Origin of the sequence: Parapedobacter sp. SGR-10 (genome assembly GCF_011030405.1) — a bacterium.
GTDB lineage: Bacteria > Bacteroidota > Bacteroidia > Sphingobacteriales > Sphingobacteriaceae > Sphingobacterium.
Genome location: NZ_JAAJTJ010000020.1, coordinates 1 through 26,234, shown reverse-complemented (window position 1 = coordinate 26,234; position 26,234 = coordinate 1). Strand labels below are relative to the sequence as shown.

The 26,234-nt window shown below is 43.6% G+C and carries 27 protein-coding genes; 18 read left to right on the top strand and 9 right to left on the bottom strand.

All coding sequences use genetic code 11. From position 1 onward, the window contains the following. Positions 1 to 320: 320 nt before the first annotated feature. From G5B00_RS13335 to G5B00_RS13315, 5 genes are all read right to left on the bottom strand, one after another. Positions 321 to 884, bottom strand: coding sequence for a biliverdin-producing heme oxygenase (locus G5B00_RS13335; protein ID WP_163876235.1), 564 nt, complete (start codon positions 882 to 884; stop codon positions 321 to 323). A 145-nt stretch (positions 885 to 1,029) separates the two neighbouring features. After that, on the bottom strand, positions 1,030 to 1,665 hold the full coding sequence (locus G5B00_RS13330) for an HmuY family protein (protein WP_163876233.1): 636 nt from the start codon (positions 1,663 to 1,665) through the stop codon (positions 1,030 to 1,032). Between the two features lie 158 nt (positions 1,666 to 1,823). Further along, on the bottom strand, positions 1,824 to 2,417 hold the full coding sequence (locus tag G5B00_RS13325) for a hypothetical protein (protein ID WP_163876230.1): 594 nt from the start codon (positions 2,415 to 2,417) through the stop codon (positions 1,824 to 1,826). A 32-nt stretch (positions 2,418 to 2,449) separates the two neighbouring features. Next, positions 2,450 to 3,196, bottom strand: a complete 747-nt coding sequence (locus G5B00_RS13320; RefSeq protein ID WP_240894486.1) for an HmuY family protein — start codon at positions 3,194 to 3,196, stop codon at positions 2,450 to 2,452. Positions 3,197 to 3,247: 51 nt separating this feature from the next. Continuing rightward, entirely contained in the window at positions 3,248 to 5,665 is a 2,418-nt protein-coding gene (locus G5B00_RS13315) for a TonB-dependent receptor (RefSeq protein ID WP_163876225.1), read from the bottom strand. A gap of 347 nt (positions 5,666 to 6,012) precedes the next feature. Between G5B00_RS13315 and G5B00_RS13310 the strand changes: the two genes are divergently transcribed. From G5B00_RS13310 to G5B00_RS13295, 4 genes are all read left to right on the top strand, one after another. Beyond that, entirely contained in the window at positions 6,013 to 6,861 is an 849-nt protein-coding gene (locus G5B00_RS13310; RefSeq protein ID WP_163876222.1) for a hemin ABC transporter substrate-binding protein, read from the top strand. Between the two features lie 83 nt (positions 6,862 to 6,944). Next, positions 6,945 to 7,976 (top strand): FecCD family ABC transporter permease, encoded by a 1,032-nt coding sequence (locus G5B00_RS13305; RefSeq protein ID WP_163876219.1) that lies wholly within the window; start codon positions 6,945 to 6,947, stop codon positions 7,974 to 7,976. 81 nt (positions 7,977 to 8,057) lie between these two features. Further along, the gene (locus G5B00_RS13300) at positions 8,058 to 9,899 is read left to right on the top strand and encodes a heme ABC transporter ATP-binding protein (RefSeq protein ID WP_163876216.1); all 1,842 of its coding nucleotides are present in this window, start codon (positions 8,058 to 8,060) and stop codon (positions 9,897 to 9,899) included. An 80-nt stretch (positions 9,900 to 9,979) separates the two neighbouring features. Continuing rightward, on the top strand, positions 9,980 to 10,942 hold the full coding sequence (locus tag G5B00_RS13295) for a helix-turn-helix transcriptional regulator (RefSeq protein ID WP_163876213.1): 963 nt from the start codon (positions 9,980 to 9,982) through the stop codon (positions 10,940 to 10,942). A gap of 187 nt (positions 10,943 to 11,129) precedes the next feature. Here the strand turns inward: G5B00_RS13295 and G5B00_RS13290 are convergent, their stop codons facing one another. Further along, on the bottom strand, positions 11,130 to 11,483 hold the full coding sequence (locus G5B00_RS13290; protein WP_163876210.1) for a HesB/IscA family protein: 354 nt from the start codon (positions 11,481 to 11,483) through the stop codon (positions 11,130 to 11,132). A gap of 252 nt (positions 11,484 to 11,735) precedes the next feature. On the opposite strand from G5B00_RS13290, the gene G5B00_RS13285 reads away from it, so the two are divergent. The 13 genes from G5B00_RS13285 to G5B00_RS13225 all read left to right on the top strand — a co-directional run bounded on the left by G5B00_RS13285 (position 11,736) and on the right by G5B00_RS13225 (position 22,947). Then, complete coding sequence (locus G5B00_RS13285; protein ID WP_163876207.1) at positions 11,736 to 12,263, top strand: hypothetical protein; 528 nt, start codon at positions 11,736 to 11,738, stop codon at positions 12,261 to 12,263. Between the two features lie 94 nt (positions 12,264 to 12,357). Next, positions 12,358 to 13,629, top strand: a complete 1,272-nt coding sequence (gene glyA / locus G5B00_RS13280) for a serine hydroxymethyltransferase (RefSeq protein ID WP_163876204.1) — start codon at positions 12,358 to 12,360, stop codon at positions 13,627 to 13,629. Positions 13,630 to 13,882: 253 nt separating this feature from the next. Then, complete coding sequence (locus tag G5B00_RS13275) at positions 13,883 to 14,473, top strand: RNA polymerase sigma factor (protein ID WP_163876201.1); 591 nt, start codon at positions 13,883 to 13,885, stop codon at positions 14,471 to 14,473. 183 nt (positions 14,474 to 14,656) lie between these two features. After that, a complete protein-coding gene (locus tag G5B00_RS13270) occupies positions 14,657 to 16,792 on the top strand; it encodes a cbb3-type cytochrome c oxidase subunit I (RefSeq protein ID WP_163876198.1) in 2,136 nt (711 codons plus the stop codon). An 18-nt stretch (positions 16,793 to 16,810) separates the two neighbouring features. Continuing rightward, on the top strand, positions 16,811 to 17,818 hold the full coding sequence (locus tag G5B00_RS13265) for a cbb3-type cytochrome c oxidase subunit II (protein WP_163876195.1): 1,008 nt from the start codon (positions 16,811 to 16,813) through the stop codon (positions 17,816 to 17,818). Positions 17,819 to 17,820: 2 nt separating this feature from the next. Beyond that, positions 17,821 to 18,093 carry a hypothetical protein gene (locus tag G5B00_RS13260; RefSeq protein ID WP_205966421.1) on the top strand — a complete coding sequence of 91 codons (273 nt, stop codon included), beginning with the start codon at positions 17,821 to 17,823 and terminating at the stop codon, positions 18,091 to 18,093. Continuing rightward, positions 18,083 to 18,490, top strand: a complete 408-nt coding sequence (locus G5B00_RS13255) for a cytochrome C (RefSeq protein ID WP_240894485.1) — start codon at positions 18,083 to 18,085, stop codon at positions 18,488 to 18,490. Before G5B00_RS13260 ends, G5B00_RS13255 begins: the two co-directional genes overlap by 11 nt. Before the next feature lie 20 nt (positions 18,491 to 18,510). Then, positions 18,511 to 18,903 (top strand): group III truncated hemoglobin, encoded by a 393-nt coding sequence (locus G5B00_RS13250; RefSeq protein ID WP_163876192.1) that lies wholly within the window; start codon positions 18,511 to 18,513, stop codon positions 18,901 to 18,903. 297 nt (positions 18,904 to 19,200) lie between these two features. Beyond that, positions 19,201 to 19,614, top strand: coding sequence for an HIT family protein (locus G5B00_RS13245; RefSeq protein ID WP_163876189.1), 414 nt, complete (start codon positions 19,201 to 19,203; stop codon positions 19,612 to 19,614). A 23-nt stretch (positions 19,615 to 19,637) separates the two neighbouring features. After that, positions 19,638 to 20,291, top strand: coding sequence for a DedA family protein (locus tag G5B00_RS13240; RefSeq protein WP_163876186.1), 654 nt, complete (start codon positions 19,638 to 19,640; stop codon positions 20,289 to 20,291). A gap of 7 nt (positions 20,292 to 20,298) precedes the next feature. Next, complete coding sequence (locus G5B00_RS13235; RefSeq protein WP_163876183.1) at positions 20,299 to 20,841, top strand: inorganic diphosphatase; 543 nt, start codon at positions 20,299 to 20,301, stop codon at positions 20,839 to 20,841. A gap of 7 nt (positions 20,842 to 20,848) precedes the next feature. Continuing rightward, positions 20,849 to 22,162, top strand: a complete 1,314-nt coding sequence (locus G5B00_RS13230) for a hemolysin family protein (protein WP_163876180.1) — start codon at positions 20,849 to 20,851, stop codon at positions 22,160 to 22,162. 68 nt (positions 22,163 to 22,230) lie between these two features. Next, entirely contained in the window at positions 22,231 to 22,947 is a 717-nt protein-coding gene (locus tag G5B00_RS13225; protein ID WP_163876177.1) for a 16S rRNA (uracil(1498)-N(3))-methyltransferase, read from the top strand. Between the two features lie 10 nt (positions 22,948 to 22,957). On the opposite strand, the gene G5B00_RS13220 is transcribed toward G5B00_RS13225, so the two are convergent. Genes G5B00_RS13220 through G5B00_RS13210 form a run of 3 tightly spaced genes read right to left on the bottom strand, consistent with a single transcriptional unit; the run spans position 22,958 to position 25,545 of the window. Next, positions 22,958 to 23,437, bottom strand: a complete 480-nt coding sequence (locus G5B00_RS13220) for a hypothetical protein (protein ID WP_163876174.1) — start codon at positions 23,435 to 23,437, stop codon at positions 22,958 to 22,960. Position 23,438: 1 nt separating this feature from the next. Next, positions 23,439 to 24,896 (bottom strand): ABC transporter permease, encoded by a 1,458-nt coding sequence (locus G5B00_RS13215; RefSeq protein WP_163876171.1) that lies wholly within the window; start codon positions 24,894 to 24,896, stop codon positions 23,439 to 23,441. Positions 24,897 to 24,900: 4 nt separating this feature from the next. Next, positions 24,901 to 25,545: an ABC transporter ATP-binding protein gene (locus G5B00_RS13210; protein ID WP_163876168.1), complete on the bottom strand. Its 645-nt coding sequence runs from the start codon at positions 25,543 to 25,545 to the stop codon at positions 24,901 to 24,903. Positions 25,546 to 25,813: 268 nt separating this feature from the next. Between G5B00_RS13210 and G5B00_RS13205 the strand changes: the two genes are divergently transcribed. Then, a complete protein-coding gene (locus G5B00_RS13205) occupies positions 25,814 to 26,209 on the top strand; it encodes a hypothetical protein (RefSeq protein WP_163876165.1) in 396 nt (131 codons plus the stop codon). Positions 26,210 to 26,234 lie beyond the last annotated feature (25 nt).

Here is a 26,234-nt window from a genome sequence, read left to right as displayed (position 1 = left end):
TTGCCTACCGTATGCAGGTATCAGATTTTTCATCGCGTATTTTTCCAATGGTATTCAAGATGGCTGAAGCCGTCTCTGCCTCCCATTGCGTGGTCTGAAAAATCATGATGGTTTCATTTCAACCATTTTAATTCTGGACAAAATTGGCTTAATTCTAACGTAAAACAAAATTTTGTTGAAGACTTCTACGGTTTTTAGGTCTTTTTTTGGTAAGAATTGGCAACTTACGCCAACAAGAGAGAAGATGGTAGGAGCAGGAAAAGAAAAACCCCATAAGGTTTTTAAAACCTTATGGGGTTTGGATTGCGTACTCCGTGCGGTTAATTTTCAGATGTTACGGAAGCAAACACTTCTCCAAAATTGTAGAATGTTTCGTTGGCAATTTCTGCGGCATGGGCGAAAGTGCTTTCATCTGCACCATGCTGGTTGAGCACAGCGGTGAATCCTGCCCACATCTTGCCACTATCCTCCCCGTATCCGGAGAAAAACGATGTACCTCTATGTATGCCATATTTGTTGAGCATTTGCACGATGTAGGGACCTCCCATGATAGAGCCTTCCAATACATACAGAGCACTCAAGGCCTCCAATACGTTGTTTACCTGAGGTGCTGTGGCCAAGGGCAGGTTGTCGATTGTGCCACCCAATTCTTCGATATCCCGTTTGATATAGGACGAATTACGTCTTTCGGCCAGATCCGGGAGAACATCGGTCGTGATATACGGTGCAATAGCTTCCTCAACAGCTTTGAAATAGGCATAGAAACCTTTCAAAACTTCGGCATAGTCTGCTTCGGAGCGAACTGCTTTGAGTTGACGAACAATGATGCCTTCCACTTTTTGGTGGGCAGGCATGGTGCTTTCTTTGATATTTTGATGTAACATGTTTTTTTATTTTTATTGGGCAACCATTTTTGGGCGACCACATAGGGTTGCCCCTACAAATTTGTATATTTATTTCTTGCTTTGCTTTCTTCTTTTTGCTTAAAAATGTCTGCAAAACGGTTTAAATTCTACCTTGTGTTGTGGGTTACTTTATCTCAAATTTGGTGCTTGAAGACGGCACGATCACATATTCAAAGGTAGCATACATGATAGGTTCGCCTTTTTTCCAAAGCTCCGGCGTAAACAAGTCTTTGTAGCAGGATATCATTTTGATCTTAGCGTAATCACCATTGGCTGTTTTGAGGATTACCGTCCGTGGTTTTACGGTTGTAACATCCTTTTTGGTAATAGGCACGGCCAACGCATAGGCTATGTGTTGATCTTCGGGAGCACCATCGCGAACGGTTGTTCCAAAGAAATCATAGAGATACCAGCCCATCCCCTCGCCAAAGAAACCTTGGTCATCGGTACCGATCACATCTTTGCCTGTTTTGAATTCCAGGTCTTTGGGTATTTCTGTCACTTCGTCAAATGTGCTTTCGACGATCGCAATACCGCCTTTGGCGGTACTTCCCGCTCCGTAATTGTCCTCATCACTTCCGTTATTGGCCGAAAGAAAACTGGTGAAGATTCCTCCGAAGGCTAAATCCCACTTTGTCGAATTGCCTAATTCCACATCAACCGATTTGTTTTCAGAAAGACTGTACAGGTAATGATCATGAGGATTGGGTGTCGAACCTTCGTCGGTAGGCGCTATGGGTAAATTTTCAACCCGGATCAATTTGTAATAATTACCTGTTTCTTCTTCGTCGGGTATAATGTTCTCTTTTTTATCGCATGAGTAACCTACGCATATAAGAGCTAAGACGTAGCAAAAAAATGAATATCTCCTAATTTTTTTTGAAATAGTTTGATTTGACATAGCTTTAATTGTTTAATTTATTTAGTGAATGTTTTTGTTTTGATAGAGAAATTGTCGACTTCTCTTCCGTTTTGTAGAATGTCCGTTAATTGTACGATGAATACTTTGTCCAATGTATTGGAGAAGCCTGTCTCCTCGTTTCCTTCAAATAGAATGACGTACCGACCTTCAATCGTAGCGAGGGTGTGACTCGTGAATAGGTAATTGTACCAAGCATTGGGAGTGGAAGGTGCAGGCCCATCGACCATACTCATCGTGAGCTTAGAGGTGTATTTGATGGTCGCTGTATCCAGTACAGCTATTTTGATATCCTCAATGGTTTCGATGTCCGAGTCAAAATAACCCAAGCGATACTTATCCGCATTTGCCAATTGCAGGTCAAGGCTCATGGATCCTGCCAAGGAGATGTCTGCCTTTGTTTCGTCGTCGATCTCCTCGTTATCGCCTATATTAAAGAATATAGGTTCGTCATTGGGGACTATAGTCTTGCTTTGTACGACCGCCTTATTGTCGGATAAGATGAGCGGTTCTTCTTCTTTTTCCTTTTCGCAGGACATAAACCCGAAAGCAAGTGCGCATGCCAATGCACTTATTGATAGTAGTGTTTTCATTTGAATTGTTTTAATTTATGTGTGTTATTTTTTTAATTAGTTGCGAGATTTTTACTTCCGTCCTGCTGTACGTAATAACGGAAGGTGAAGTACGGTGCAGGCCAGTTCATGTTGGTGACAGCAGGCGGATTCCCTTTGTAGGCATTGATAAGCTGTAGTTTGGCGTACTTGCCATCGGGTAAACGGATGACGTAGGTACGGTTGGGCAATGCCTGCATAATATGCGTGGATAGGCTGTACTGAAACCAACCATTCGAAGATTTGGATGGTGCCCAGCCTATCTTTGCGACATTGCTGTTGTCAAATTCCTCATCACTCGGCGCTGTGGCCACTGTTTCGTAAGACCGATCCAATTTGATTACTGCGGTATTGGTAGCCTCTCCTTCGTAGCCCGGATTGAACTCTTGATGAGCATTGTTAATGTAGACTTCCGAATTGTAGGGGCCTGTGAAGGCAAGATCCCAGTCTTTGGTTTTTAACCACTGCAAGGAGTCTTCCTTTGTTTTGATCCAGATTTGGCGCTTATCACGGAAACGGAAAAGGAAAGTATAAAAATCACGGTTTTCTTTTCCATCGACACTGCCTCCCATGGAAGCTTCCAGATCGCCTGGCAAATCGTATATAACCGTACTCTTGCCATCTTCCAATCCCGGACGCGGATCTTCCTCTTTGCCACAAGAACTGAATGTCAATAACAGACAGCCTACAAATAGGTAGCCTATCCTACTACAAGCCAACAAGGCATGTAGTTCGTTGATGATCAATTTTGTCGTTTTCATTTTTTGAGTATTGTGTATTGAGATATTAATCATTCCTAATTCATAATTTTCTCATTCCTTCAGCCATCGATAACTTAATCCGCCCAAGATGACTCTGCCAGGCTGTCCGGGCATGTACTGATGGGTGAAATCCAATATATTGTCTGCGATCAATCGCAGAGTCAATTTGTTTTTGAGCAATCTCTTTTCAATGGTCAGATTCAAGAGGGTATGATCCGGAACAAAAGCATCAAATCTGTCGATAAATTGATTGGTGGTCGTTTCCTGGAAGGGATATTTTCCCCGGATATTGGCCCTTAGATTGACGCTTGTATTCCAAGGTATGTATTCGTAAAGCAGTTTTAGGTTGACCATGTGCCTCGAACGATCCTCTATACCCCAATAGTCCTTCACTGTAGGCTCCCAAGATTCACCGGTCACCGGATTGATGATCAATTTATTGTAGGGATAATTGCCGCTGCGAATACTGTCCAGCACGCTGAGGTCCTTGGCGATGAGGTATTGGTATCCTGCCGAAAGCTCCAGGTCCCGTGTGGCTTGGTAGGCAAAGGACAGTTCGATACCTCTGTTTACAGCTTTTGGTAGGTTTCGGTATGTGTAGATCTGACCGATCTGTGTACCTTGTCCGACACTGATACTGTTGATCTGGTTTTTGATGTGATGGTAAAAGGCCGAAAGTTCTGTTCGAATCTTTATGTTGGGTGACCATATCAAGCCGATATTGTTGGACAGGCTGTTTTCTGCTTTTAGGTTGTTGGCTGTCAGATTGAGCATATACGTGTTCTGCGAACTCAGTTCACCGGATCTGTCCATGGCTTCGATAACTTCTCTTACCCGATCTGTTCCGACGACCATATAGTTGGCCGATGGGTTGTAAAATACCTGATAGCGCATCTTGTAATCCGGAGCTTTAAAGCCCATACCGCTACCGGCTTTTAGTGTAAGCTGTGGTGAAATATGGTATTGTACACCTATACTCGGACTGACTTGATCTTTATATACATTGGTATAATCGTATCGTAGACCTAGTGTAGTCAATAGGCGGTCAGCAGGTTTCCATTCGGTCTGTAAATAAGCAAAAGCGGTGTTCAGGGCGTGTTGGTCATCCAAGGCCCTGTCGTCCATCATCTCTGTGCTACCACCCAGACCGCCCGTCAATTTGATGTCGGTATGGGGTGAATAGGCAAATTGCTGCTCCAAACGATGGACTTGCTGACCGAATTTATCCACAGAGATCAATGCACTTTGCCGTATCCATTCGGCACTCATCTCAGTCTGATATCGGGTGAAGTAATAGCGGCTCATGCTGCGCAAACCGGAGGCAAATTGGTGATCGTAATTGGCCGAAAGATTCACATCTTGGTCTTTTTGACGATCTTCATTGACCAGATTGTCGGACCAATCGTTGATCATCACCGATTGCCGTCCTGCATAGCGTGCGGTCATGCCTATCGTACCATTTTTGCTGGTGCGATATCGGGCTCTTCCCTGTATACTATAGTTGCTGTAAGGCGGTACGGTAGTTCCTTCGGACATGTATTTACTATTGGTGTTAAAACCGTCCGTGCGGTAGTAATTCGCTGAAGCGACTACAGAACCTCGTTGATTGGCAAAAGGGGTCTCTCCTTCGACCGTCGCATCGATGATATTCAAGCTTCCATACAAGAGTGACGCCTGGGCCTGTGGTGTAATGGCCCCATGTCGGGTGATGATGTTGATGGCTCCTCCTAGGGCATCCGATCCGTATAGGCAGGATGTGGCACCTTTGATGATTTCGATACGTTCGATATTTGTGACCGATATGCGCGAAAGGTCGAAATTGCCACTATTGCGTCCGAGCATGGGTTGTCCATCTACAAGTACCATAATGTAATTGCTGCTGAAACCTTGTATCTGTACGCCTACGGCACGTGAGCCTCCAGCAATATCATTGATGACGGCTACCCCCGTCTGCTCTTTCATCACTTCATCCAATCGGCGGCTACCCATGAGCTCGATTTCGCGACGGGTGATGATTTTGACGGGCATGGCGGCATTCTCCGCTTTTAGGAGATTATCGACTGCACTTACTTTACCTTGAACCTCTACCTCGGTGATGCTTTTGTGGTTGGAGGAAAGCCGGATGTTCAAGTTGGTATCCTTTTGTTCCAACTCGATGTTTTGTGTGGAGGAGGTGTATCCGAGACAGGTCGCTTCAAGAACATAGGTGCCTTCGTAAAGATCGTTGAAAGCAAAGTATCCCTTGTCGTCTGTCTGTGTGATGATCTTGCCTGGGTTCAACAATAGTGTTGCTTTGGGAATAGAGACACCCCAATCGTCCTTGAGGTATCCGGAGATGCTGTATTTGGACTGCGCTAGAGCGGTCCCGGTACATAGGAGAAGGGAGGCAGTACTCCATAGTGTCCATTTGTTGAGACGATTTAAGTTTTTAGCACATGGTTTAAGCCTTGGGCCAAAAAAAGCGTACATATACTTGAAACAGAAAATTTTTATGTAGGCAGTTCGTTCAAACACTATTTTTATTTTTAATCATTCTAAATAATGAGACAAAAAACGGAAATCTGATTGATAAATAGTATATGAAAACTGACAAAAATTGTATGGAATTCGATTTGAATGGTTATGTTTTAGATTGTTTTTAGGATTCAATATGTTGATATATAGCTGTTTATGTTTGTTTTTATGCTTGTGTCTTTTATATTGTTTTGAACGAATTATTTGTATTTAGACTGATTATTGATTTGTTTTGTATCAGAATTTAAGGAGATTTCCGGAGTTTTTTAAAACTTCGGAAATCACTTGTAGAAGTATTTACGATGAAAAAATCGATCTATATTATTATCTTACTTTTATGGAGTACGGTGTGTTTGGCAAAGGAGCAGCGTATTATTACATTACATAGCGCCATTACCGAAACCGTTTATGCTTTGGGGTTGGGATCGTCTATGGTGGCTACGGATGTGACGAGTATCTCTCCGAAGGCCGCGGCAGGCTTGCCTCGTGTCAGCAAGAACAGATCGGTGTCGTCAGAAGGCTTGCTGGCTTTCCAACCAACAGTTGTATTGGCTATGGAGGGAGATGTACCATCGTCGGTGGCACAGCATTTGCGCAAATCGGGCGTACGCCTTGTCACACTTAGACAGGAATATTCAGTAAAGGGGGCATCAAAGTTTATACAGGATATCGCGGATGCATTGGGTGTGGCCGAGATGGGGAAAACAGTGGTACAACGTACAAAAATCAGTTTGGATCGTGTACTTGATGTAGTCAAGGAGGAAACTAAAGGTCGTCAGGTTCCCAAAGTGCTGTTTATCTACGCACGGGGTACGGGAACGATGAGTGTAGCGGGCAAAGGGAGTAGTTTGGACGCTATTATTTCTTTGGCAGGAGGGAAGAATGCCGTTCAGGAGTTTGCTGATTTCAAACCTTATACTACAGAGGCGCTTGTACAGGCTAATCCCGATATTATTTTGATGTTTGATTTCGGAGCAAGTAGTTTAGGTGGGAAAGATGCCATTCTCAAACTTCCGGGCGTACGTGTTACAGAAGCGGGTAGACAGGAAAGGATATTGGCTATGAGTGGTCCTTTGCTGATCAATTTCAGTACACGTCTTCCGGAGGCTATCATGCAATTGCATAGGGCTTTTGTTGAAGAGATGGATTAAAAAAACAAGAATTGGAAATGGAAAGTTGAAAATGGAGAATTCACAATTCGTAATTCATAATTTAGAAGTCATAATTATAGAGCGTGCAGTCTAAACAGCGTATCATTTTAACTGTCCTGGTCGCGGCACTAGTGTTGGTGAGCTTAGTGGCTTTGGCTTTGGGGGCATATTATATTTCGTTGTCCGATGTTTGCCGTTTACTATTCCATCGGATAGGTATCGGTAGTGATATGGCTGTGGATTCGGTACAAAGTAATGTTTTATTTGTTATCCGCATGCCACGCGTACTCTTGGGGGTGCTGGTAGGTGCAGCATTAGGAATTTCCGGTGCTGCTATTCAGGGTATTTTTCGCAACCCTTTGGCAGAGCCTGGACTTATTGGGATTTCTTCCGGCGCATCGTTGTTTGCCGTATTGATTATTGCTTTCGAGAGTCTATTGTTTGCCGGACTTGCCGAATGGATAGGTTATTATTTGCTTGCTTTTGGAGCATTTTTTGGAGCAGGGCTTACCGCTTTCGTGGTGTATCAGATATCTGTCAAGGATGGGCGCCCCAGTGTGACCACCATGTTGCTAGCAGGAATAGCCATCAATGCTTTTGCCGGAGCATTGACAGGTCTGATGACCTATATGGCGACCGAACAGCAATTGCGAACGATTACATTTTGGATGTTGGGAAGTTTGGGTGGTGCGACGTGGGAAAATGTGACGGCCATAGCGCCTTTCATCATCATACCATTGGTAGCCTTGCCTTTCTTTTCCAAATCATTAAATGCCTTTGCCTTAGGGGAGATACAGGCAGATCTGTTGGGTATGCGTACGGATTATATCAAACGTTGGGTGGTGGTCTTGTCCACGTTGGCTGTAGGAGCTTCGGTAGCGGTGTCGGGAATCATTGGTTTCGTGGGTTTGTTGGTACCGCATACCGTACGATTGATGGGCGGTGTGGAGCATAAATACGTATTGATTGCCTCGATGGTGTTGGGGGCGATGGTGTTGACCTTAGCGGACGTGCTGTCCCGGGTATTGGTCGCCCCAATCGAATTGCCGATAGGGGTGATTACAGCACTGTTGGGTACACCTGTATTTCTGTATATATTGATTAAGGAGAAGTGATAGTGGAAAGTGGAGAGTTGAGAATGGAGAGTGAAAAGGCACTTTCAATTTTCAGTTTTTAATTTTCAATTAAATAAAACGATGTTACGTGTAGAAAAACTGACATACGAGGTCAAAGGGAGAAAGTTATTAAAAGACATCTCGTTTCAACTGAGAAAAGGGGAGGTATTGGCCTTGCTGGGAGCCAATGGAGTCGGAAAATCTACCTTGATGGGATTGTTGTCGGGTGATAAAAAACCGCAATCCGGAACGATAAGTTTGAATGGTCAGTTGATTGCGAGTTACGATCCGCAGGAGCTGTCCAAATGCAGGGCTATGTTAAGTCAACAACAGCAGATCTCTTTGGCGTTCAAAGTTCGGGAAATTGTCATGATGGGCCGTTATCCACATTTTCGATCCAACCCGGCGGTGAGAGATACAGAAGTGGTCGAGGAGGTCATGCAATTATGTGGAGTGTCCGATTTTGCGGATCGGATATTCCTAAGTCTATCGGGTGGAGAGCAACAACGGGTACAGTTGGCCAGGATATTGGCACAAATATGGGACAATCCGAATAGTTTGTTGCTGTTGGATGAGCCTATTTCTGCACTGGATCTGCATTATCAGCAGAAAGTATTGGCCATTGCCAAAGCTTTGTCCCGGAGGGGGTTGATGGTAGTTCTTGTGGTTCATGATGTCAATTTTGCGGCCATGTATGCAGACCGTATCTTGATGCTCAAACATGGACGTAAGCTCTTTGACGGAAGCCCAATGGAAGTGTTGAATACAAAGGATATCTATACGGTATTTTCTGTAGAAACTACCGTAGAACTCAATGCGAAGACTTTGAAGCCTTACGTCCGTTTGGAAGAAATGGACATGGACGTACATCTTTTTAATTCAATGTTGCCGGTGAGCGAAAAGGAACTGTCTTTGGAACGGAGAAGAGCGTTGCTGTTGGGTAAATCGCCTTACCTATCTGTCGAAGAACAATCTCTTAAGTTGGGGATTTCGGAAGCTGAAGCGATGCTGCTGGATAAAGAAAATACATACCATTATATTCGGAATGATTTTGCCCGATTATTACCTTATTTTTCGCTGCTGGGAAGCGTAAAAGCGTGTACAAAAAATGGAAGCTGTAAGCATACCAAAATAGGTGTGTATGCCTATGCTAAAGGGTACGGGGATACACATTTGTTTGCCGGAACGCGTATTGATTTACGGTTATTTATCAACAAATGGCATGTAGGTATCCTAGTGGATGGAACCAGCGGTAGATCGTTGCATTTTTTTGATCGGGAAGGGTGCGAACTCCACGCCATACACTTGATTGATGGGGAGAGTGATCTTGAAGGATTTGATACGCTCAAAAAGAATTTTTGTGAAGAATCGGAGGAAGCTCCTCGTTTTGAAAGACAGCTTCCGACGGATGAGAGAGCTACATTGGATGAATTGCAGCAGGAAGATTTCAGACAAGAGTGGGAAGCTTTGACAGATACACATGCTTTTCAGTCTTTACTGCATAAATATGGACTGTCGAGATTGCAGGCTTTGGCGTATGCCAGTGTGTGTCGCGCCCAACGTAGGGATGCTACATTTGTGCGAAAAACTCTCCATACCTGTGCCGCTCAGAGGCTCCCCATTATGGTGTTTGTTTATAATCAAGGATGTGTACAGATACATACGGGGCCGGTAACGAACTTGATCGATCAAGGTGATCGGTATATGATCAAAGATTCGGATTTCAGTCTGGAGATACGATGGGAACGGATCGGAGAAATATGGACGGTGTCCAAACCGACAAGGGAAGGGGATGTACACAGCATTGAGCTATTTGATATAGAAGGTCATTTGGTTATGCAATTATTTGGTGAACGTAAGCCCGAAGTGCCAGAATTGGAAACATGGCGTGATCTGGTAAATATGAACGACGTTGTTATTTAGAAGTATTTTAAATAAAATTACTTTTCTCTTTGAAAAGTTGTAACTTTAAACTTGGAGAAGGAAAATTTTGACTGGATATTATGTTGGTAAAGAGTAAAATAGTAGAGTTGGACGACTGGCTTTTTATCGAGGAAATACCAGATCATTATATACCGGACAAACCTTTGGTCGAAAATCGCCTTGAAATCCGCCGAAGCCCGATCCAAATGTCCAACTTTCAGCTGTCTACCAGTGGTCTTTTCATTCTGCATGCCAAAATGTTTTTTGATAAGCCTGTCCATATCCATACCGAAGTGGAAGGGGAAGCGATCACCAGTCAATTTATATTTTACAAATCGGCAGATAGTAAGTTGCCGTATGGAATGAGCCGGCACAATATCCGGTATATTCCCTCCGTAAAATCCGTACATGAAGTCCGCGAGGGTATAGAATACAATTATTTCATAGCAGTCATTTCCAAGGACTATTATCTCAACTTGATCAAACGGGATTCTTTATTGCATAGGCATTTTGTCGAAGAGATAGAAAAGGGGGAATATGTTTCCTTTTCCGAAGAGGACCTCATGGCTACCCACGAGATGCAGCATACCATTTCGGAACTGATCGAGTCGAAAAAGACTGGAGAGATACGCCGTCTTCATACAGAATCCCGTGTGGTTGAATTGCTGATGTACCAGTTTGAGCAATATAACGATAAGAGACAACATCATGATGTCTCGTTCAATGATGAGGATGTGGAGCGGTTGGAATTGGCCAGGCAGATATTGGAACAGCGTATAGCAAACCCACCTACCCAAAAGGAGCTTGCTGCTGAAGTATTGATGAGCGAAAGCAAATTGCGCAAAGATTTTAAGGAATATTTTTCCGTTACGATCCACGATTATTTGACCCGGATACGTATGGAAAGAGCAAGGACATACCTGTTGGAGGATAAACTTTCTGTTTATGAAGTCGCCTTATTGACAGGGTTTGGACACCAGAATAATTTCAGTAGTGCTTTTAAAAAGTATTACGGTATATCTCCTGGGGAGCTGAAGGTCTAAAAGCTGTCATGTGGATCCCGAATTAAGGAGAGATCAATATCTATACATTATATGTGAACAGCTGGTTATTCATTCGTATAAGTTTTAGATTGTACGAATGATTGCTTCTCAAGTCACCAAGGTTCAGCATGACAATAAAAAAATATTGAAATCGGTCCTTAAACTTCGGAAGACTTTGTTTTATTATTTATGCTGAAAAAGAGCTTCCGCAACCGCAGGTGCTTGTGGCATTGGGGTTATTGAATGTGAAGCCTCTTGCATCCAGGCCGTTTTTGAAATCAATCTCCATACCAGCCAGATACAGACCATGTGCCTTGTTCATAAATACCCGGATACCTTCGATCTCGTATTCTGAATCGCCCTCTTTCTTTTGGTCAAATCCCAATATATAGCTCATACCCGAACAGCCTCCGCCCTCTACACCTATACGTAGACCAAAATCTGAACCAATCTCCTGCTGATCGATTAGTTTTCTGAGCTCGGTCAGAGCTCCGGCTGTCAGCGTTACAGGTGCTGCTGTCTGTATATTTTCTGTACTCATGATCTTTATCTTCTTTCTGTCATCCCCACTTTGGAGGGACCTGTAAACTATATAATCTTCATTCGAACAGATCCTTCGGTGAGCCTCAAGATGACAATTTAGCGTTATTCGTTTCGATTTGTATTAAACCGAGCATGACAAGAGAAAACTATAAAAAATATTTTTAGACAATCTCTTTGACAAAAATACATATTTTTAGGCACAAAATAGGATATAGGTATTTTTTGACAATAGGTAAACATAGAATAACAGATGGAATATATAGATTTTTTCAAACAGCTTTTTGTGCTTGTATTTGGTGTTTTTGTGGCATTGGTTCTGGCTTTTTATATCATTTGGCCCAAAATCGAAAACTATTTGCTGAAAGTGAACAATCTCAATCAGCATAAGGCTTTGACCAAGGATTATCTACAATTGAAGTTTGCGGCTTACGAACGCTTGTTGCTCTTGGTACATCGCATTTCGCCAGCCCAAGTCATGATACGCCATCACGACCCTCAATTGACCGTGGAGCAATTTCGCCAGGCTATACAGGCAGACATTGAAAATGAATACCAACATAATTTTACACAGCAACTTTATGTGTCGGATGCAGCTTGGACCATCGTCAAGGACTTGAAAGAGCGTACGATCTCGTTGCTGCGAAATGCGCGTAAGGGACAGCCCGAAAATGCGGGTTTGGACGATTATATAGCTGTAGTATTACGCCATGTCAATGAATTGGAAGTCAATCCATATGATGCGGCGCAGATCATGCTAAAAAAGGAGTTGGCACAGTAAAGTTTTCAAAACCGTATGCGTTTAGGTTTCAGATTAATGTATTATATTTGCAGCAAATAAATTTTACGCCTTATTTATCATACAAATACAAACAATGGAAAGAGATCAAGTTATCTTTAATCTTATCGCTGACGAGCTAAAACGCCAAGAAGAAGGTATCGAGCTGATTGCATCAGAAAACTTCGTAAGTAAACAAGTCATGGAAGCTGCTGGTTCCGTATTGACCAACAAATATGCGGAAGGTCTTCCAGGCAAACGCTATTATGGAGGTTGCGAGGTGGTCGATGAAATTGAGACTATAGCCATCGATCGTGCGAAGAAACTTTTCGGTGCCGAGTGGGTGAATGTACAACCGCATTCGGGAGCACAGGCTAATGCTGCTGTTTTTTTGGCAACGATCAAACCCGGTGATAAAATTTTAGGTCTTGACTTATCGCATGGAGGGCACTTGACCCACGGTTCGCCTGCCAACCTTTCCGGTAAAATCTACGAACCATTGTTCTATGGCGTAAAAGAAGATACAGGTCTTATCGACTACGAACAATTGGAAGAAACGGCACTTCGTGAAAAACCAAAAATGATTATCTGCGGTGCTTCGGCTTATTCGCGGGATTGGGATTATGCACGTATCCGCAAGGTTGCCGATGAAATAGGTGCTTTGGTCATGGCCGATATTTCGCACCCGGCAGGTTTGATTGCTAAAGGTTTATTGAGCAATCCGCTTCCACATTGTCATATCGTGACTACGACGACGCACAAAACTTTGCGTGGCCCACGTGGAGGTATGATTATGGTAGGCAAGGACTTTGAAAATCCTTGGGGCATCAAAACACCTAAAGGTGAAATACGTACGATCACACAATTGCTGGACTTGGCTGTGTTCCCAGGTACACAAGGAGGTCCATTGGAGCATACTATTGCAGCCAAAGCTATTGCTTATGGCGAAGCATTGAGCGATGACTATCTGGAATATACTAAGCAGGTACAGCGAAATGCCCAAGCATTGGCAAAATTCTTTGTAGATCGTGATTACAAGATTATTTCCGGAGGGACGGACAATCACTTGATGCTTGTAGACTTGCGCAATAAGGATATTTCAGGTAAAGAAGCCGAGGCTGTATTGGGACAAGCGGGTATCACGACCAACAAAAATATGGTGCCGTTTGATACACGTTCACCTTTTGTGACATCCGGGGTACGATTTGGAACGGCGGCTGTCACTACACGTGGCGTGAAAGAGGCCGAGATGATACAGATCGGCGAATTGATCGATGAGGCTTTACAAAATCGTTCGAATGAAGCTCAATTGGCAAAAATACAGGAAAAAGCAAAAGCTTTGATGGCACAATTCCCACTGTATAGATAACTGTTTGGCTTTTCCAAAGTTTTGGACTTTAGAAAAGCTGAAAAAGAAAGCCCCAAACGAAAACTTTGGGGCTTTTTTTGTGTTAACAAAGTAGGGACGGGAAAAATGTGAATTAGTGTTAAATAAAAGCTGAATACTTTGGGAACTGCCAAATTTTACTGTATTTTAGCGTAATCAATCAAAAAATACACTGCCTATCGGAGCACTATTACTCTTAATTGTTTACTAAATCCTAACTTAAATTAGGTAGATTATGGAACTATTGAAAAACAAGAGTGATCAAGAGCTTATTCAAGCCTATATAAAGGGTAATGAAGATGGTTTACGGATTTTGATCGAAAGATACAAAACCAAAGTTTATACCGCTATATATGTCCGTGTCAAGGACGAATTCCTCGCTGAGGATATTTTTCAAGAAACATTTATTAAAGTCATCAATACGCTGAAAGCGGGACGCTATAATGATGAGGGGAAGTTTTTGCCATGGGTCATCCGTATTGCCAACAATATGGTGATCGACCATTTCCGGCGGGAGAAAAGAGGTCCGACGGTCGTGGATGGAGATGGGTACGATATCTTTGAACTGTTGGATTTTGCGGAGGAAGCCCCCGAAAATAAGCTGGTCAAAAAGCAACAGGACGTCGATCTGAAACGCCTCATTCAAATGTTGCCCGACGATCAGAAAGAAGTACTCATCATGCGGCATTTTTGCGATATGAGTTTCAAAGAAATCGCAGAAGTCATGGATGTGAGTATCAATACAGCGTTGGGCAGGATGCGTTATGCATTGGCCAATCTCCGTAAAATGATCGAAGAGCATAAGATTGCGTTTCAGTTAGGGTAATTTTAGAAAGTAGGGGCAAAAAATATTTTTTGCCCCTACTTTCTAAAATAATAAAAGACTTTTTTGTCTTTTATTATTTTTTGTTGTTACTTTGTCTCGTTGTCGAAAGAATGGCTTTTCGTGGTTTAGTCTATGGAAAGCGGTTACATTAACCCAATGTTCGATATAGATGTGCAATAAACGATGAGAAAAAAAAGTTTTTTGAGATTTTTATGTTTTGCTTTGGTCTTTTCCAAAGTATCGATAGCTACAGCCCTAGAGCGGACGACACCCTATTCTTATCAATGGAAAGGTGCGGATCTGCTTTTATGTATAGCTCTATTGCTGGCTGTTGTGTTGTTGATTGTGGTTCTTTTGGTTGGTGAAAAGATTGAAAATGTGACCAAACCATTGCGGAAGGAGGTTGCCAAGCAAGAAGATAAGTTGCGGTTTCATTTAAAGAGGCTGAACAGCAGTCAGATTACACGGGTTTTGCAACACAAAAGAAAGCAGCAGGGTCATACGGGGGTGATCATATCCCTCTTGTCCGGACTTTCATTTAGTTTACTTCCATCGCCATTGCTGGCACAGCAATCTGCTGTGACCAGAGATAATTTATTGCAACAAGGAGGTGTGATTATCACGCTTGTCCTATTGGCTATTCCGGTAGTTATGGCCGTATTGATTCTTTTTGCAAAAATTGGGAAACGCTTGCATACATTGGATAGGCAGGTACGAGGAGAAGAGGCTCAAGAGGTCGCTGACTTGCTCGAAAAAGTGGATTTGCAGGAAATAGAACAGGAACTTGAAGGTCGTAAGGCAGCCTTGGATTATCAGGTCGAAACCAATAGTCTTTCGGGGACGGCTACTGCCAAAGACTATCGAGGGCTTTTGCGCATCGATTCAAATACAGGTGTGCAGATTGTTTCCGTCAAGAAAAAAGCTGTGCCCCGGCCTAACATTGATCCGGCATTATCCAAAATGGTGATAGGATACTTGGTGTCGGCTACGTTTTGGTTGTTATTCGGCACGACGGTAGGTGAATATGTAGGGATCAAGTTTGTGGCGCCGGATATAGATAGTGCGAGCTGGTTGAGTTTTGGGAGATTGCGTCCTGTACATACCAACGCCGTATTTTGGGGATGGGCCTCTATGGCCATGATCGGATTGGCGTATTATGTTGTGCCTAGGGTAAGCAACGTGCGCCTATATAGCTTGAAATGGGGCTGGTATTCCATGCACTTGATCAATACCTCGGTATTGCTTGGTACGGTATCACTCATGGCGGGGGTCAATAACGGTGGGGGAGAATACCGCGAATATATCTGGCCCATTATGTTGCTTTTTGCAATAGCATTGGTGCTGACACTGATCAATTTTTATAAGACCATCGCTCGACGGACGACACGCGAGATTTATATTTCAAACTGGTACATCGTTTCGGCCATTATATTTACCATCGTCATTGCTTTGGTAGCCTATTTGCCTTTTTGGCAACAGGGCTTAGGAGAGACCATCGTGCAGGGGTATTATATGCACCAGGGTGTAGGCATGTGGTTTATGCTGTTTACACTTGGTCTCGTTTATTACTTTCTTCCACAGCAGCTTAACAAGCCTATTTATTCATATAGCCTTGGTGTACTGGCATTTTGGACACAGATCCTGTTTTATACCCTTATCGGTACGCACCATTTTGTTTTTAGTGCAATACCTTGGTGGTTGCAGACTGTCGCCATTGTGGGTAGTGCAGGTATGGCTATACCTGTCATCGCGGGTACGACCAATTTTCTGATGACATTCAAGGGAGCTTGGTTTAAGGTCAAGGACAGCTATACATTGCCTTTTTTCTTGGTAGGTACGATCTTTTACTTTACGGGTTCGATGCAGGGGACGGCCGAAGCCTTTCGATCGACCAATCTGATTTGGCACTTTACGGATTTTACGGTTGCCCACTCGCATTTGACGATGTACGGTATTATCTGCTTTTTCCTATGGGCAGGTATCTATGCCATCGTACCCCGGTTCACGGGACAGGAGGCCCCTCAGATTTCTATAGGTGCGCATTTTTGGTTGGCCCTGATCGGAATGATGTTCTATACGGTGCCCTTGATGTATGGCAGTACGCTCAAAGGTATCATGTGGTTGGAAGGACAGCCTTTTATCCAAGGCGTGATTTCGATGGCACCCCACTGGCTTTGGCGGGCTATTGGAGGTAGTTTGATGTGGTTGTCACATCTATTCTTTGCATACAATATGTACAAGATGATCGTCGTGCCTACGCCTATGGACGTAGAGGAAGAAATCGTGAAGAAACTGGAGGATAAAGAAATATCGGCATAACCATCATTAATCGTAGTCATGAGTTTTTTTGATAATCATAAGAATTTGTTTTTAACGGCAACGTTGTTTTTTGTCATCCTCACCATTTTTGTAGCAGTAGTGCCTGCGCTGCACAATCAAGTGATCAACGCGCCTTTGCCATCGGCCGAGCCCTTGTCGGAAGATGCTCTTCAAGGCAAGGCTTTGTATATATCACATGGTTGTGTAGCCTGTCACACACAGCAGGTTCGTAATGTAGATATGGACAAGGTGTGGGGGCACCGGCCGAGTATGGCGGCAGACTATGCCCATATCGGTCGGACAGATATATGGCGCAATACAGCAACACTCATGGGGACCGAACGTACGGGACCCGATCTGACAGATGTTGGCAACAGACAGCCGAGCTTGGATTGGAATCTGGTGCATCTTTTCAATCCCCGTATTGTAGTCAAGGAGTCGATTATGCCCGCCTACCCGTTTCTGTTTGCATACAAAGAGCAGGTGGGTGATGCTGACGTGGTGGTACGTTTGCCTGAGGAATATGCACCCAAGGACGGGCGTCAGGTCGTTGCCACGAAAGAGGCTCTGCAACTGGTAGCGTATCTGCAATCCTTGAAACAGGCTCCTTTGCCCGAAAGTATAGCAGCACTTGATTTTCTTTACAAAAGGGAGAAGAAAGCGGAAGGGACGAAAGGGGACGATGGTGCACAGGAACTGGATGGACAGGCTTTGTATGTGGCAAATTGCCAAGCCTGTCACCAAGCAGATGGTATGGGCCTTCCCGGAGCTTTCCCTCCGTTGAAAGGGAGTCCTGTTGTAGAAGGGGATGATCTGGAGTTGTATATCGATATCATCATGAACGGATACGATGCGCATCCGGAGTACGGCGCTATGGCTGCGGTAGGGGTCAATGCCGGTTTTACAGAGCATGAAGTAGCCGCCATTATCAACTTTGAGAGAAGCAGCTGGGGAAATAATGGCAAGAAAGTGACTGCCGAAGAAATCAAACAAATCGTAGACTTTGTCAAACTTCAAGCAAAATAAGTATGAAAAGAAAGATAATACTGCTTAGCTTTGTACTATTGGGTTGTATGCAGGCATTTGGATGTCCGGTATGTGATCGTCGACAACCTAAGCTGTTCCGTGGCTGGGTTCATGGGGCAGGCCCGGATAGCAATTGGGATTATTTTATTGTGGCTCTGATTGCACTGGTTGTATTGGTTACTTTGTTTTACTCGATCAAATGGTTGCTTAGGCCCGGAGAGGATAAGCAAGATCATATTAAGAGGATGATTTTAAACCCGGAAGATGATGAGTGAGAAAAGTAAAGTTTATATTTTTATAGATGACGATACTATACCGGTAGCCGAAGTTTTTACACCAGTTACCTTTGAGCTGGATACCCACAAGCTGGTCGACGGTCCCCATCGTCTGCGTATCGTTGGCAAGGATCCTTCGGGCAAGGAAGGGATGAGGATCATACCTTTTGAAGTAAGGAATGGACCTGCCATTGATGTAGTGGGTATCAAGGAGGATGCGGTGGTAGATGGCCGGGTACCCATCATGATCAATGCATATGGTAAAGGAAACCAAAGTCTGTTTTTGATCGAGGGTAGTGAGACTCCACAAGGGATTCCGTGGTGGGTATGGTTGCTGATTATTGGTTTTTCAGGCTGGGCACTGTATTACTTTATTATGTATATAGATCTTGTTTAGGGAAAGATGTATTGTATGTTATGGATAAGAAAGATATTACCTGTATAGAGGATATTCAATTGCTGGTCAACACGTTTTATGGACGTGTACAGAAGGATGATTACATCGGACCTATTTTTAATGGTATATTGGATGGAAGATGGGACGAGCATCTCAAAAAGATGTACACTTTTTGGCAGACCGTACTGCTGGGCGAACATACCTATTTTGGCAGTCCCTTTCCGCCACATGCGTTTCTACCTGTAGATGCATCGCATTTTGAGCGATGGCTTGGTCTTTGGAAAGGAACAGTGGGGGAATTTTTTACAGGTCCGGTAGCAGATGAAGCTATCTGGCGTGGGGAGAAAATGGCCGAAATGTTTCAATATAAGATTGCACATATACAGGCCAGTGGATCGAAACCTTTGATGTAGGTGTCAGTGGTCAGTAGTCAGCTATCAGTGGTCAGTGTTTTGCAGATTTATAATATCATTGCTGTCCGTAGAGTTCCGTAGGGTCTCTACGGACTTTTGTATGCAGGTAGTCTCAGACTACCTTTCATTATTGATCCGTAGTGCGCTGCGCTTAACACTACGGATAGTAGGCAATATCCTACAATGAACTCCGTTTCAGCCTAACGCCTAAAGATGACAATAAAAGTATAACACTGTCTTCGCATAGTCTGTATACTTTTTATTATCTTTGCTTTTTATTGAAGCAGAAAAAGAAGTATGTCTACAATATTTTCTAAGATAGTATCTGGCGAAATTCCTTCCTACAAAGTTGCCGAAAGTAATGATTATTTAGCTTTTTTAGACATCAATCCACTGACCCGTGGACATGTATTGGTGATTCCCAAAAAAGAAACGGATTATATTTTCGATATCGAAGACGAAGAATACATGGGTATGTGGGTATTTGCTAAAATCGTGGCTCAAGGGGTCAAGCAGGTGTTTCCCTGCCCAAAAGTAGGTGTTGCGGTGGTAGGACTGGAAGTCGCACATGCCCATATCCACTTGATACCTATAAATCAGGTTCATGATATGAATTTTGAGCGGCCCAAATTATCCCTCCCGGCAGAGGAAATGAGCGAAATCGCTGAAAATATCCGTAAGGCTATCGCCGAAATTACAAATGCTGAATAGGACGGGCATTTAATCCAAGATATATGCAAGATTTTTTAGTCAGTTTCCAACAGTTGATGGACCCGGAATATCTGCTTAGTCACGGCGGATTCTACTTGGTCTGTTTGATTGTGTTTGCGGAGACCGGATTGTTTTTTGGTTTTTTTCTGCCTGGAGATTACCTGCTCTTTTTAGCGGGACTTTTCTGTGCTTCAGGCGACATCAATGTATCGATCACGACAATGTACTTCGGCATACTTGCTGCGGGTATATTGGGCAATTTTGTGGGGTACTGGTTTGGCCATCGAACGGGCCCCATGCTCTTCAAGCGAAAGGATTCATTGCTCTTCAAGCGAAAGTATGTGATCATGGCTGAAGAATTTTACCAAAAATATGGCGGCACTGCACTTATTATAGGTCGGTTTGTCCCAATTATTCGTACCTTTGCGCCGATATTTGCAGGCGTGGTCAAATTGAACTTTAGAAAGTTTGTGCTCTACAATATTGTTGGTGCTCTTTTGTGGGTATCTTTATTGACATTGAGTGGTTACTTTTTGGGTGTTCAATTTCCGGAAATACGAAACTATGTAGAGTATATCATCGTGGCATTGGTCATTATAGCTTTCTTGCCCATTGCGATAGCGCTATTGAAAAGATGGTTGAAAAACAATAAGAACAAAACAAACAACAGTATATAGTATATTAATGAGTACACAACATCCTTGGCATCAGGTTTCTCCCGGTGAGGACCTGCCGAATTCCGTAAATGCAATTATTGAGATACCTAAAGGTTCTAAAGCGAAGTATGAAATAGACAAAGACAGTGGATTGTTGAAGTTGGACCGTGTGTTATTTTCATCGGTGATGTATCCCGCCAATTACGGATTTATTCCACAAACCTACTGTGATGACAAGGATCCCTTGGATATTTTGGTGCTTTGTTCGGTTGATGTATTCCCGATGAGTATGATCGAAGCCAAAGTCATAGGTGTCATGCACATGATTGATGGTGGTGAGCAGGATGACAAGATCATTGCGGTGGCCAAAAATGATATGTCGGTCAATTATATAGAGGATCTCTCGGAATTGCCACCACATACGATGAAGGAAATCGTGCGTTTTTTTCAGGATTATAAGGCTTTGGAAGGCAAGAATGTAACAATTGAAAATTTGTATGGACGTTCTTACGCACAAAATATTATCTTAGAGAGTGTAAAGTTGTACGACACAGAAATTCGTAACAAATAGGATCTGAATGGCTCTTGATATTTTTTGGACAATATTTTTGGTGCTGGCGAATGGCTTCTTCGTAGCGGCAGAGTTTGCTATTGTCAAAGTGAGGGCTTCGCAGATTGAGCTACAGGCCAAATCGGGAAGCCGTGTGGCAAAAATTGCAAAAAATATTACAGAACATTTGGATGGATACCTGGCTGCTACCCAACTGGGTATCACGTTGGCTTCACTGGCTCTGGGGTGGGTAGGAGAGGCTGTGATGACCGAGATTGTCAATAGGATGTTTAGTCTTGTCGGTATCGATATCTCCACAGGATGGGCGAGAACCGGAGGGCATATTCTGGCATTTGGTATCATTACTATCATGCACGTGGTGTTGGGTGAGCTAGCGCCTAAATCTATTGCTATCCAAAAACCTGTCGCTACGACTATGCGCCTGGCCATCCCTTTGCGTATATTCTATTACATGTTTATTCCGGCCATATGGCTGTTGAATGGCTTTGCCAATTTCCTGCTCCGCTTGATTGGCATACATCCACAGCCTCATGAAGGAGCCCATTCATCTGAAGAGTTGCAGTACCTTTTGGACAAGGGTAAGGAAAGTGGTGCTATCAATACCTCGGAGCATGAGCTTATCAAAAATGTATTCGACTTCAACGAACGTATCGTCAAGAACATCATGGTTCCGAGGACAAAGATCGTAGCAGTAGAAGTCAATGATACGGCAGAAGATTTTATCAAAACGGTGACCGAAGAAGGTTACTCCCGGATTCCGATTTATGATGACAATATTGATCAGATTGTCGGAATTGTCCATACCAAGGATATTTTGCCGTTGGTGGTCAAAGGTAAGGAAGTCGTATTGAAGAGCATTATGCGCAAGCCTTATTTTGTACCGGAGACCAAGAAGATCAACGATCTGATGACGGAGTTTCAGCAGAAACGTATACAGATTGCTTTTGTGCTGGACGAGTTTGGTGGTACGGCAGGTATGGTTACATTGGAGGATATTGTCGAAGAGCTTGTCGGAGAGATACAGGACGAGTATGATGAGGAAACTCCCGTTGTCGAGCAGATTTCTGATACAGAGTTTATGGTCGATGCCGGAGCCAGTGTACACGATACAAATGGCTATTTACCGATTGAATTGCCGGAGAGCTCGGACTACGATACGGTAGCTGGTCTGGTGAGTCATGTGTTTGAAAAGATTCCAGATGTAGGCGAATCGGCCGAAAAGTTTGGGTATATCTTTACCATCATGAAGAAGACACAGCAAAATATTGAGTTTGTCAAGCTGGATCTTGTCGAAACGGCGGAAGACGACGAAAGTGATTAGTTTTTCAGTGGACAGATGATAGTGGTTGTCCTCTATCAGTTGCCTCAATACTTTGTAATACGTAATCTATGTACTTCTATACCCCCACCATAGAGTCCCATCATACTTTTTTCTTACTCAGTGAAGAGGAGAGCAAACACGCTATCCGTGTGCTTCGTCTCCAAGGTGGAGATATTATTCATTTGGTAGATGGTCGTGGAGGGCGGTACAAAACTGAAATTGTCGATCCACATCCCAAGCGTGTGAGTTTACGGGTATTGGAAGTAGAACAGGATTTTGGTCAATCTGCTTATCATTTACATATTGCGGTGGCACCGACCAAAAATATCGACCGTATCGAATGGTTTTTGGAAAAGGCTACAGAGATAGGCTTGCAGGAATTTACCCCTATTATATGTGAGCATTCCGAACGTAAGGAGGTCAAGATAGAACGATTGGAAAAAGTAGCTGTGTCGGCTATGAAGCAATCGCTAAAGGCTTATTTGCCAAAAATCAATCCAGCAATGACTTTTTCGAAATTTATTGCATCCGCAGTGGAGGATACGGCAGTGCTAAAAGGTGTGGCGCACTGTGTGGATGCCGAAAAAAAGTATATATCCACAGCTTTTCCCAAAAGTGGACGATATACGGTACTGATCGGACCCGAAGGGGATTTTTCGGAAAAGGAAATCGAGCAAGCTATGGCTACCGGTTTTATTCCACTCTCCCTAGGCGGATCCCGTTTGCGTACCGAGACTGCGGCACTGGCATCCTGTCTCGAAGTTTCTTTGTTGAATCGTGACTGACTACTGCTCACTAATTAATTAGTTCCGCATCAAATATCTGTATTTCTGCATTGCCTTGTAGAGGTTCGGGATTGAATTTCATTTTCCCCTTTATCTTGATCGGATCTTCGGTAAACTTGACTGCACCTTTTTTCATAAAAATCTCTACCATGGGTGGGATTCCGTTTGTGCCACAAAACTGACATTGCGTGACAGGGAGTACCGACAACATGAATGTTTTATGGTTCCTGCCACTGGTCAAGGGCACCAGATAACCGGGCAATTCGACGATTTTGTTTTCCAGTTTTTTTAGTTCTGGTGGATAATGGGGGGTGTAGATCTTTTTATTGTCCTTTGTCGTCACGCGGTACATCATTTTGTCGATGGCTTCCCATGTGCTGTTCATCATGGGGGTGTGATCAGGTACTTGCAGACTCGGAAAATTGCTTATCTGCGCATGTGATAAGACGGACATCAAGAGCAGTGCAATGATTAATATATACTTGTTCATTTTATTTTGATGCTAATATTTTAGAAATCGTGGTATTATACGCCTTGAACGAAGGAATGATCGCAGCCAGCAACCCCAACGCAGCAGCTCCCAAAAGTATCCAGATTTCCTTTGGATAGATTTTGAAAGCTTCGATAAAGTCCGCACTTTGGCTGGTCTGTGTACCGATCATATATAGTGCAATATGGCCTAACAACAATCCTATTACTCCCCCGATCAATGTGATAATCAATCCTTCGACTATGACCAGCGAAAAAAGTTTAGTTTTGGTTGCTCCCATTGTTCGCATGATAGCCATATCGTATTGGCGTTCCTTTAGAGCATTATATAAGTTGATGAAAATGCTCAAAGCGGCTATAGCCATGATGACATAGGCCAGTATAGCCAATGAGTCCAATCCTACACCCAATAAAGAGAATATCCGCGAACTTTCAATGGCAGGGGAGGCGGCCTGCATGTGCGTGCTTTGATTGATGAGTCGAGGTATTACACCTATGGCGGCCGGCGAACTGTATTGGATCAGCAAGGCGGTGATTTCTACGCCATGATCTTCCATCATACCTTCACCGATGTTTTTGATCAAACCCTCCGCTTGCGGTTTCTCTTGTACCAATTCTTCCTGATCATGGTCATGGTCGTGGTCATGATCATGGCCTTCTGTGGCATGCTGATGGTCATGCTCGTCGTGGTGAAGCCCGTGATCATGTGCGTGCTGATCTTCTGCTGTATGTTGGTGACTGTGATTGTCATGATGTTGGTGATCATGATCGTCTCCGCCGTGTGCGTGATCATGTCCTTCACCATGTTCGTGGTCGGAGCCCTGTAAGTGCTCGTGTTCATGGGCAATGCCATGTACTTCCCATACACTGGCCAGATTGCACAGGATCAAATTGTCTACGATGCTATTGGACCTATCCAATATACCTACAACTGTGAAGGGATGTTCGTCGTGGATGTGTGCATCCGCAGACAAGCCGTGTGCACTGTGTATTTGTTGACCGAGTGATAGATTATGTTTGCGTGCGACTTCGGAACCGATTACGATTTCGAATGATTTTCCCCACAAACGGCCTTGACCTAGTTTCAGTTGGTACAGCGACAGGTAAGAGCCGTCTGTACCGACGATGCGATGGCCTTTGAAATTGTCGCCTAAGGAAATGGGGACAGCGGTTCGGATCAGCGGGTTGGCGGCCAGTTCGTTGGCTTCTGCCAAGGAGATGTTTCCCGTAGGATTGTCTACATGGTAGAGTGTACTCAATATCAGCTGCAATGGACTTCCCTTGGCCCCGACGACCAGGTCTATGTTTTTGCTGTTGTTGTCCAACTGTTTTTCGAAGGTGTCACTACTGATATAGATGACTGTCAGTATAGCTACCCCAAAAGCCGTAAGGAGTATGCTCAGTAGTGTAGAGCCCCATTGTTGGGTGATGTTTTTCCAAACTAGATTTATATTGCTCATGATGTTATTTCAGAATATAAGTGTTTGAGAAATGATCTTTTAATCTTTTGTCGTGCGTAGCGATGAGTAGTGTGGCGTCGTAATTTTGAGCGGTATCGAGCAGCAGATCGATCACGTGATTGGTGTTTTTGTCGTCCAAAGCTGCGGTAGGTTCATCGGCGATGATTATGGCCGGCCGATTGATGACCGCACGTGCAATAGCAGCTCTTTGCAATTGGCCCCTGCTCAGTTGTTGAGGATAACTGCTCGCTTTATCGGCAATCTGGAGTTTTTCCAGAACTTCGTGGACCTGTGTTTTGTCGACCTTGCGTTTGGCCAGTGATTGGGCCAGTATAATGTTTTCGGATACGGTCAGGTTTTTCAGCAGGTGTGCTTCTTGGAAAATAAAACCGATGTTTTGGGCACGGAACGTATCCAGCTTGGAATCAGCAAGTTTGTAGAGCGCTGCGTTTTTGATATACACCTGCCCATGGTCCGGCCTGGATAGTCCACCCAAAAGATGCAATAGGGTTGTTTTGCCAGTGCCCGAATCGCCTAAAAATAAGGTGTGTTGCCCAGAGGCAATACGGATCTCATCGAAAGAAAGTTCCCGGCTATAGTGTTCATACCTGAACTTTAGATTTTCTGTACGCAATAGCATTTCATTCATAGTCAATATCGCTAAATGACAGGTGCAAGTTAGTCATTCTAAATGAAAAGGAGCAACGGTGCAAGTTTGTTCGCTGTTTCGTTAACGAAAATAATACAAAGACAATCTCATGTCGGTGGAGATTAGATGACCGGTCAGGTTTTGAAAAACTTATTATCCATTGTGGCATGGAAATTGGTTTATTTCAACTAGATACAACACAAAGTGTCACTTTTGATAGAAAAAGTGCGTTCATATTAATATGGTGAAAAGCTAAAAACTCTATGCTATGAAAAGATTTTTGATATTATTGATGACTCTTGGAATTGTATTGGCCTGTGAAAAATCAGAACCCAGTAACCAAGAGGCTGATCGAGAAAGATTGGACATGATGAAGCGCGAAATATTGGACAGAATTGATGCTGTGCCTTGTGAAAATCCTGAGGATTGGCAAGTGGAAGCATTGGGTAGTAAGCCTTGTGGCGGACCATGGGGATATGTTCCATATCCTCACGTTGCGGATGAATCGGGAGAATTGCTTGCTTTGATCAAAGAATATAACCAGTCAGAAGCGGAGTATAATGAGAAGTACAACATCACGTCGGACTGTAGAGCTGAGCCGAAGCCTACAGGTGTGCGCTGTGTTGACGGAAAGGCAGAGCTGTACACGATGGCTCTGAATTAAAAAATAGGGATATTGTAACTTAGCT

Coding starts and splice junctions, on each gene's coding strand:
- G5B00_RS13295 (WP_163876213.1), top strand. CDS start 9,980: ATGTTGGTAAAGAGTAAAATAGTAGAGTTGGACGACTGGCTTTTTATC.
- G5B00_RS13225 (WP_163876177.1), top strand. CDS start 22,231: ATGTACTTCTATACCCCCACCATAGAGTCCCATCATACTTTTTTCTTA.
- G5B00_RS13210 (WP_163876168.1), bottom strand. CDS start 25,545: ATGAATGAAATGCTATTGCGTACAGAAAATCTAAAGTTCAGGTATGAA.
- G5B00_RS13255 (WP_240894485.1), top strand. CDS start 18,083: ATGATGAGTGAGAAAAGTAAAGTTTATATTTTTATAGATGACGATACT.
- G5B00_RS13245 (WP_163876189.1), top strand. CDS start 19,201: ATGTCTACAATATTTTCTAAGATAGTATCTGGCGAAATTCCTTCCTAC.
- G5B00_RS13240 (WP_163876186.1), top strand. CDS start 19,638: ATGCAAGATTTTTTAGTCAGTTTCCAACAGTTGATGGACCCGGAATAT.
- G5B00_RS13315 (WP_163876225.1), bottom strand. CDS start 5,665: ATGTACGCTTTTTTTGGCCCAAGGCTTAAACCATGTGCTAAAAACTTA.
- G5B00_RS13285 (WP_163876207.1), top strand. CDS start 11,736: ATGGAATATATAGATTTTTTCAAACAGCTTTTTGTGCTTGTATTTGGT.
- G5B00_RS13205 (WP_163876165.1), top strand. CDS start 25,814: ATGAAAAGATTTTTGATATTATTGATGACTCTTGGAATTGTATTGGCC.
- G5B00_RS13260 (WP_205966421.1), top strand. CDS start 17,821: ATGAAAAGAAAGATAATACTGCTTAGCTTTGTACTATTGGGTTGTATG.
- G5B00_RS13320 (WP_240894486.1), bottom strand. CDS start 3,196: ATGAAAACGACAAAATTGATCATCAACGAACTACATGCCTTGTTGGCT.
- glyA (WP_163876204.1), top strand. CDS start 12,358: ATGGAAAGAGATCAAGTTATCTTTAATCTTATCGCTGACGAGCTAAAA.
- G5B00_RS13235 (WP_163876183.1), top strand. CDS start 20,299: ATGAGTACACAACATCCTTGGCATCAGGTTTCTCCCGGTGAGGACCTG.
- G5B00_RS13310 (WP_163876222.1), top strand. CDS start 6,013: ATGAAAAAATCGATCTATATTATTATCTTACTTTTATGGAGTACGGTG.
- G5B00_RS13275 (WP_163876201.1), top strand. CDS start 13,883: ATGGAACTATTGAAAAACAAGAGTGATCAAGAGCTTATTCAAGCCTAT.
- G5B00_RS13290 (WP_163876210.1), bottom strand. CDS start 11,483: ATGAGTACAGAAAATATACAGACAGCAGCACCTGTAACGCTGACAGCC.
- G5B00_RS13300 (WP_163876216.1), top strand. CDS start 8,058: ATGTTACGTGTAGAAAAACTGACATACGAGGTCAAAGGGAGAAAGTTA.
- G5B00_RS13325 (WP_163876230.1), bottom strand. CDS start 2,417: ATGAAAACACTACTATCAATAAGTGCATTGGCATGCGCACTTGCTTTC.
- G5B00_RS13215 (WP_163876171.1), bottom strand. CDS start 24,896: ATGAGCAATATAAATCTAGTTTGGAAAAACATCACCCAACAATGGGGC.
- G5B00_RS13250 (WP_163876192.1), top strand. CDS start 18,511: ATGGATAAGAAAGATATTACCTGTATAGAGGATATTCAATTGCTGGTC.
- G5B00_RS13270 (WP_163876198.1), top strand. CDS start 14,657: ATGAGAAAAAAAAGTTTTTTGAGATTTTTATGTTTTGCTTTGGTCTTT.
- G5B00_RS13220 (WP_163876174.1), bottom strand. CDS start 23,437: ATGAACAAGTATATATTAATCATTGCACTGCTCTTGATGTCCGTCTTA.
- G5B00_RS13230 (WP_163876180.1), top strand. CDS start 20,849: ATGGCTCTTGATATTTTTTGGACAATATTTTTGGTGCTGGCGAATGGC.
- G5B00_RS13265 (WP_163876195.1), top strand. CDS start 16,811: ATGAGTTTTTTTGATAATCATAAGAATTTGTTTTTAACGGCAACGTTG.
- G5B00_RS13335 (WP_163876235.1), bottom strand. CDS start 884: ATGTTACATCAAAATATCAAAGAAAGCACCATGCCTGCCCACCAAAAA.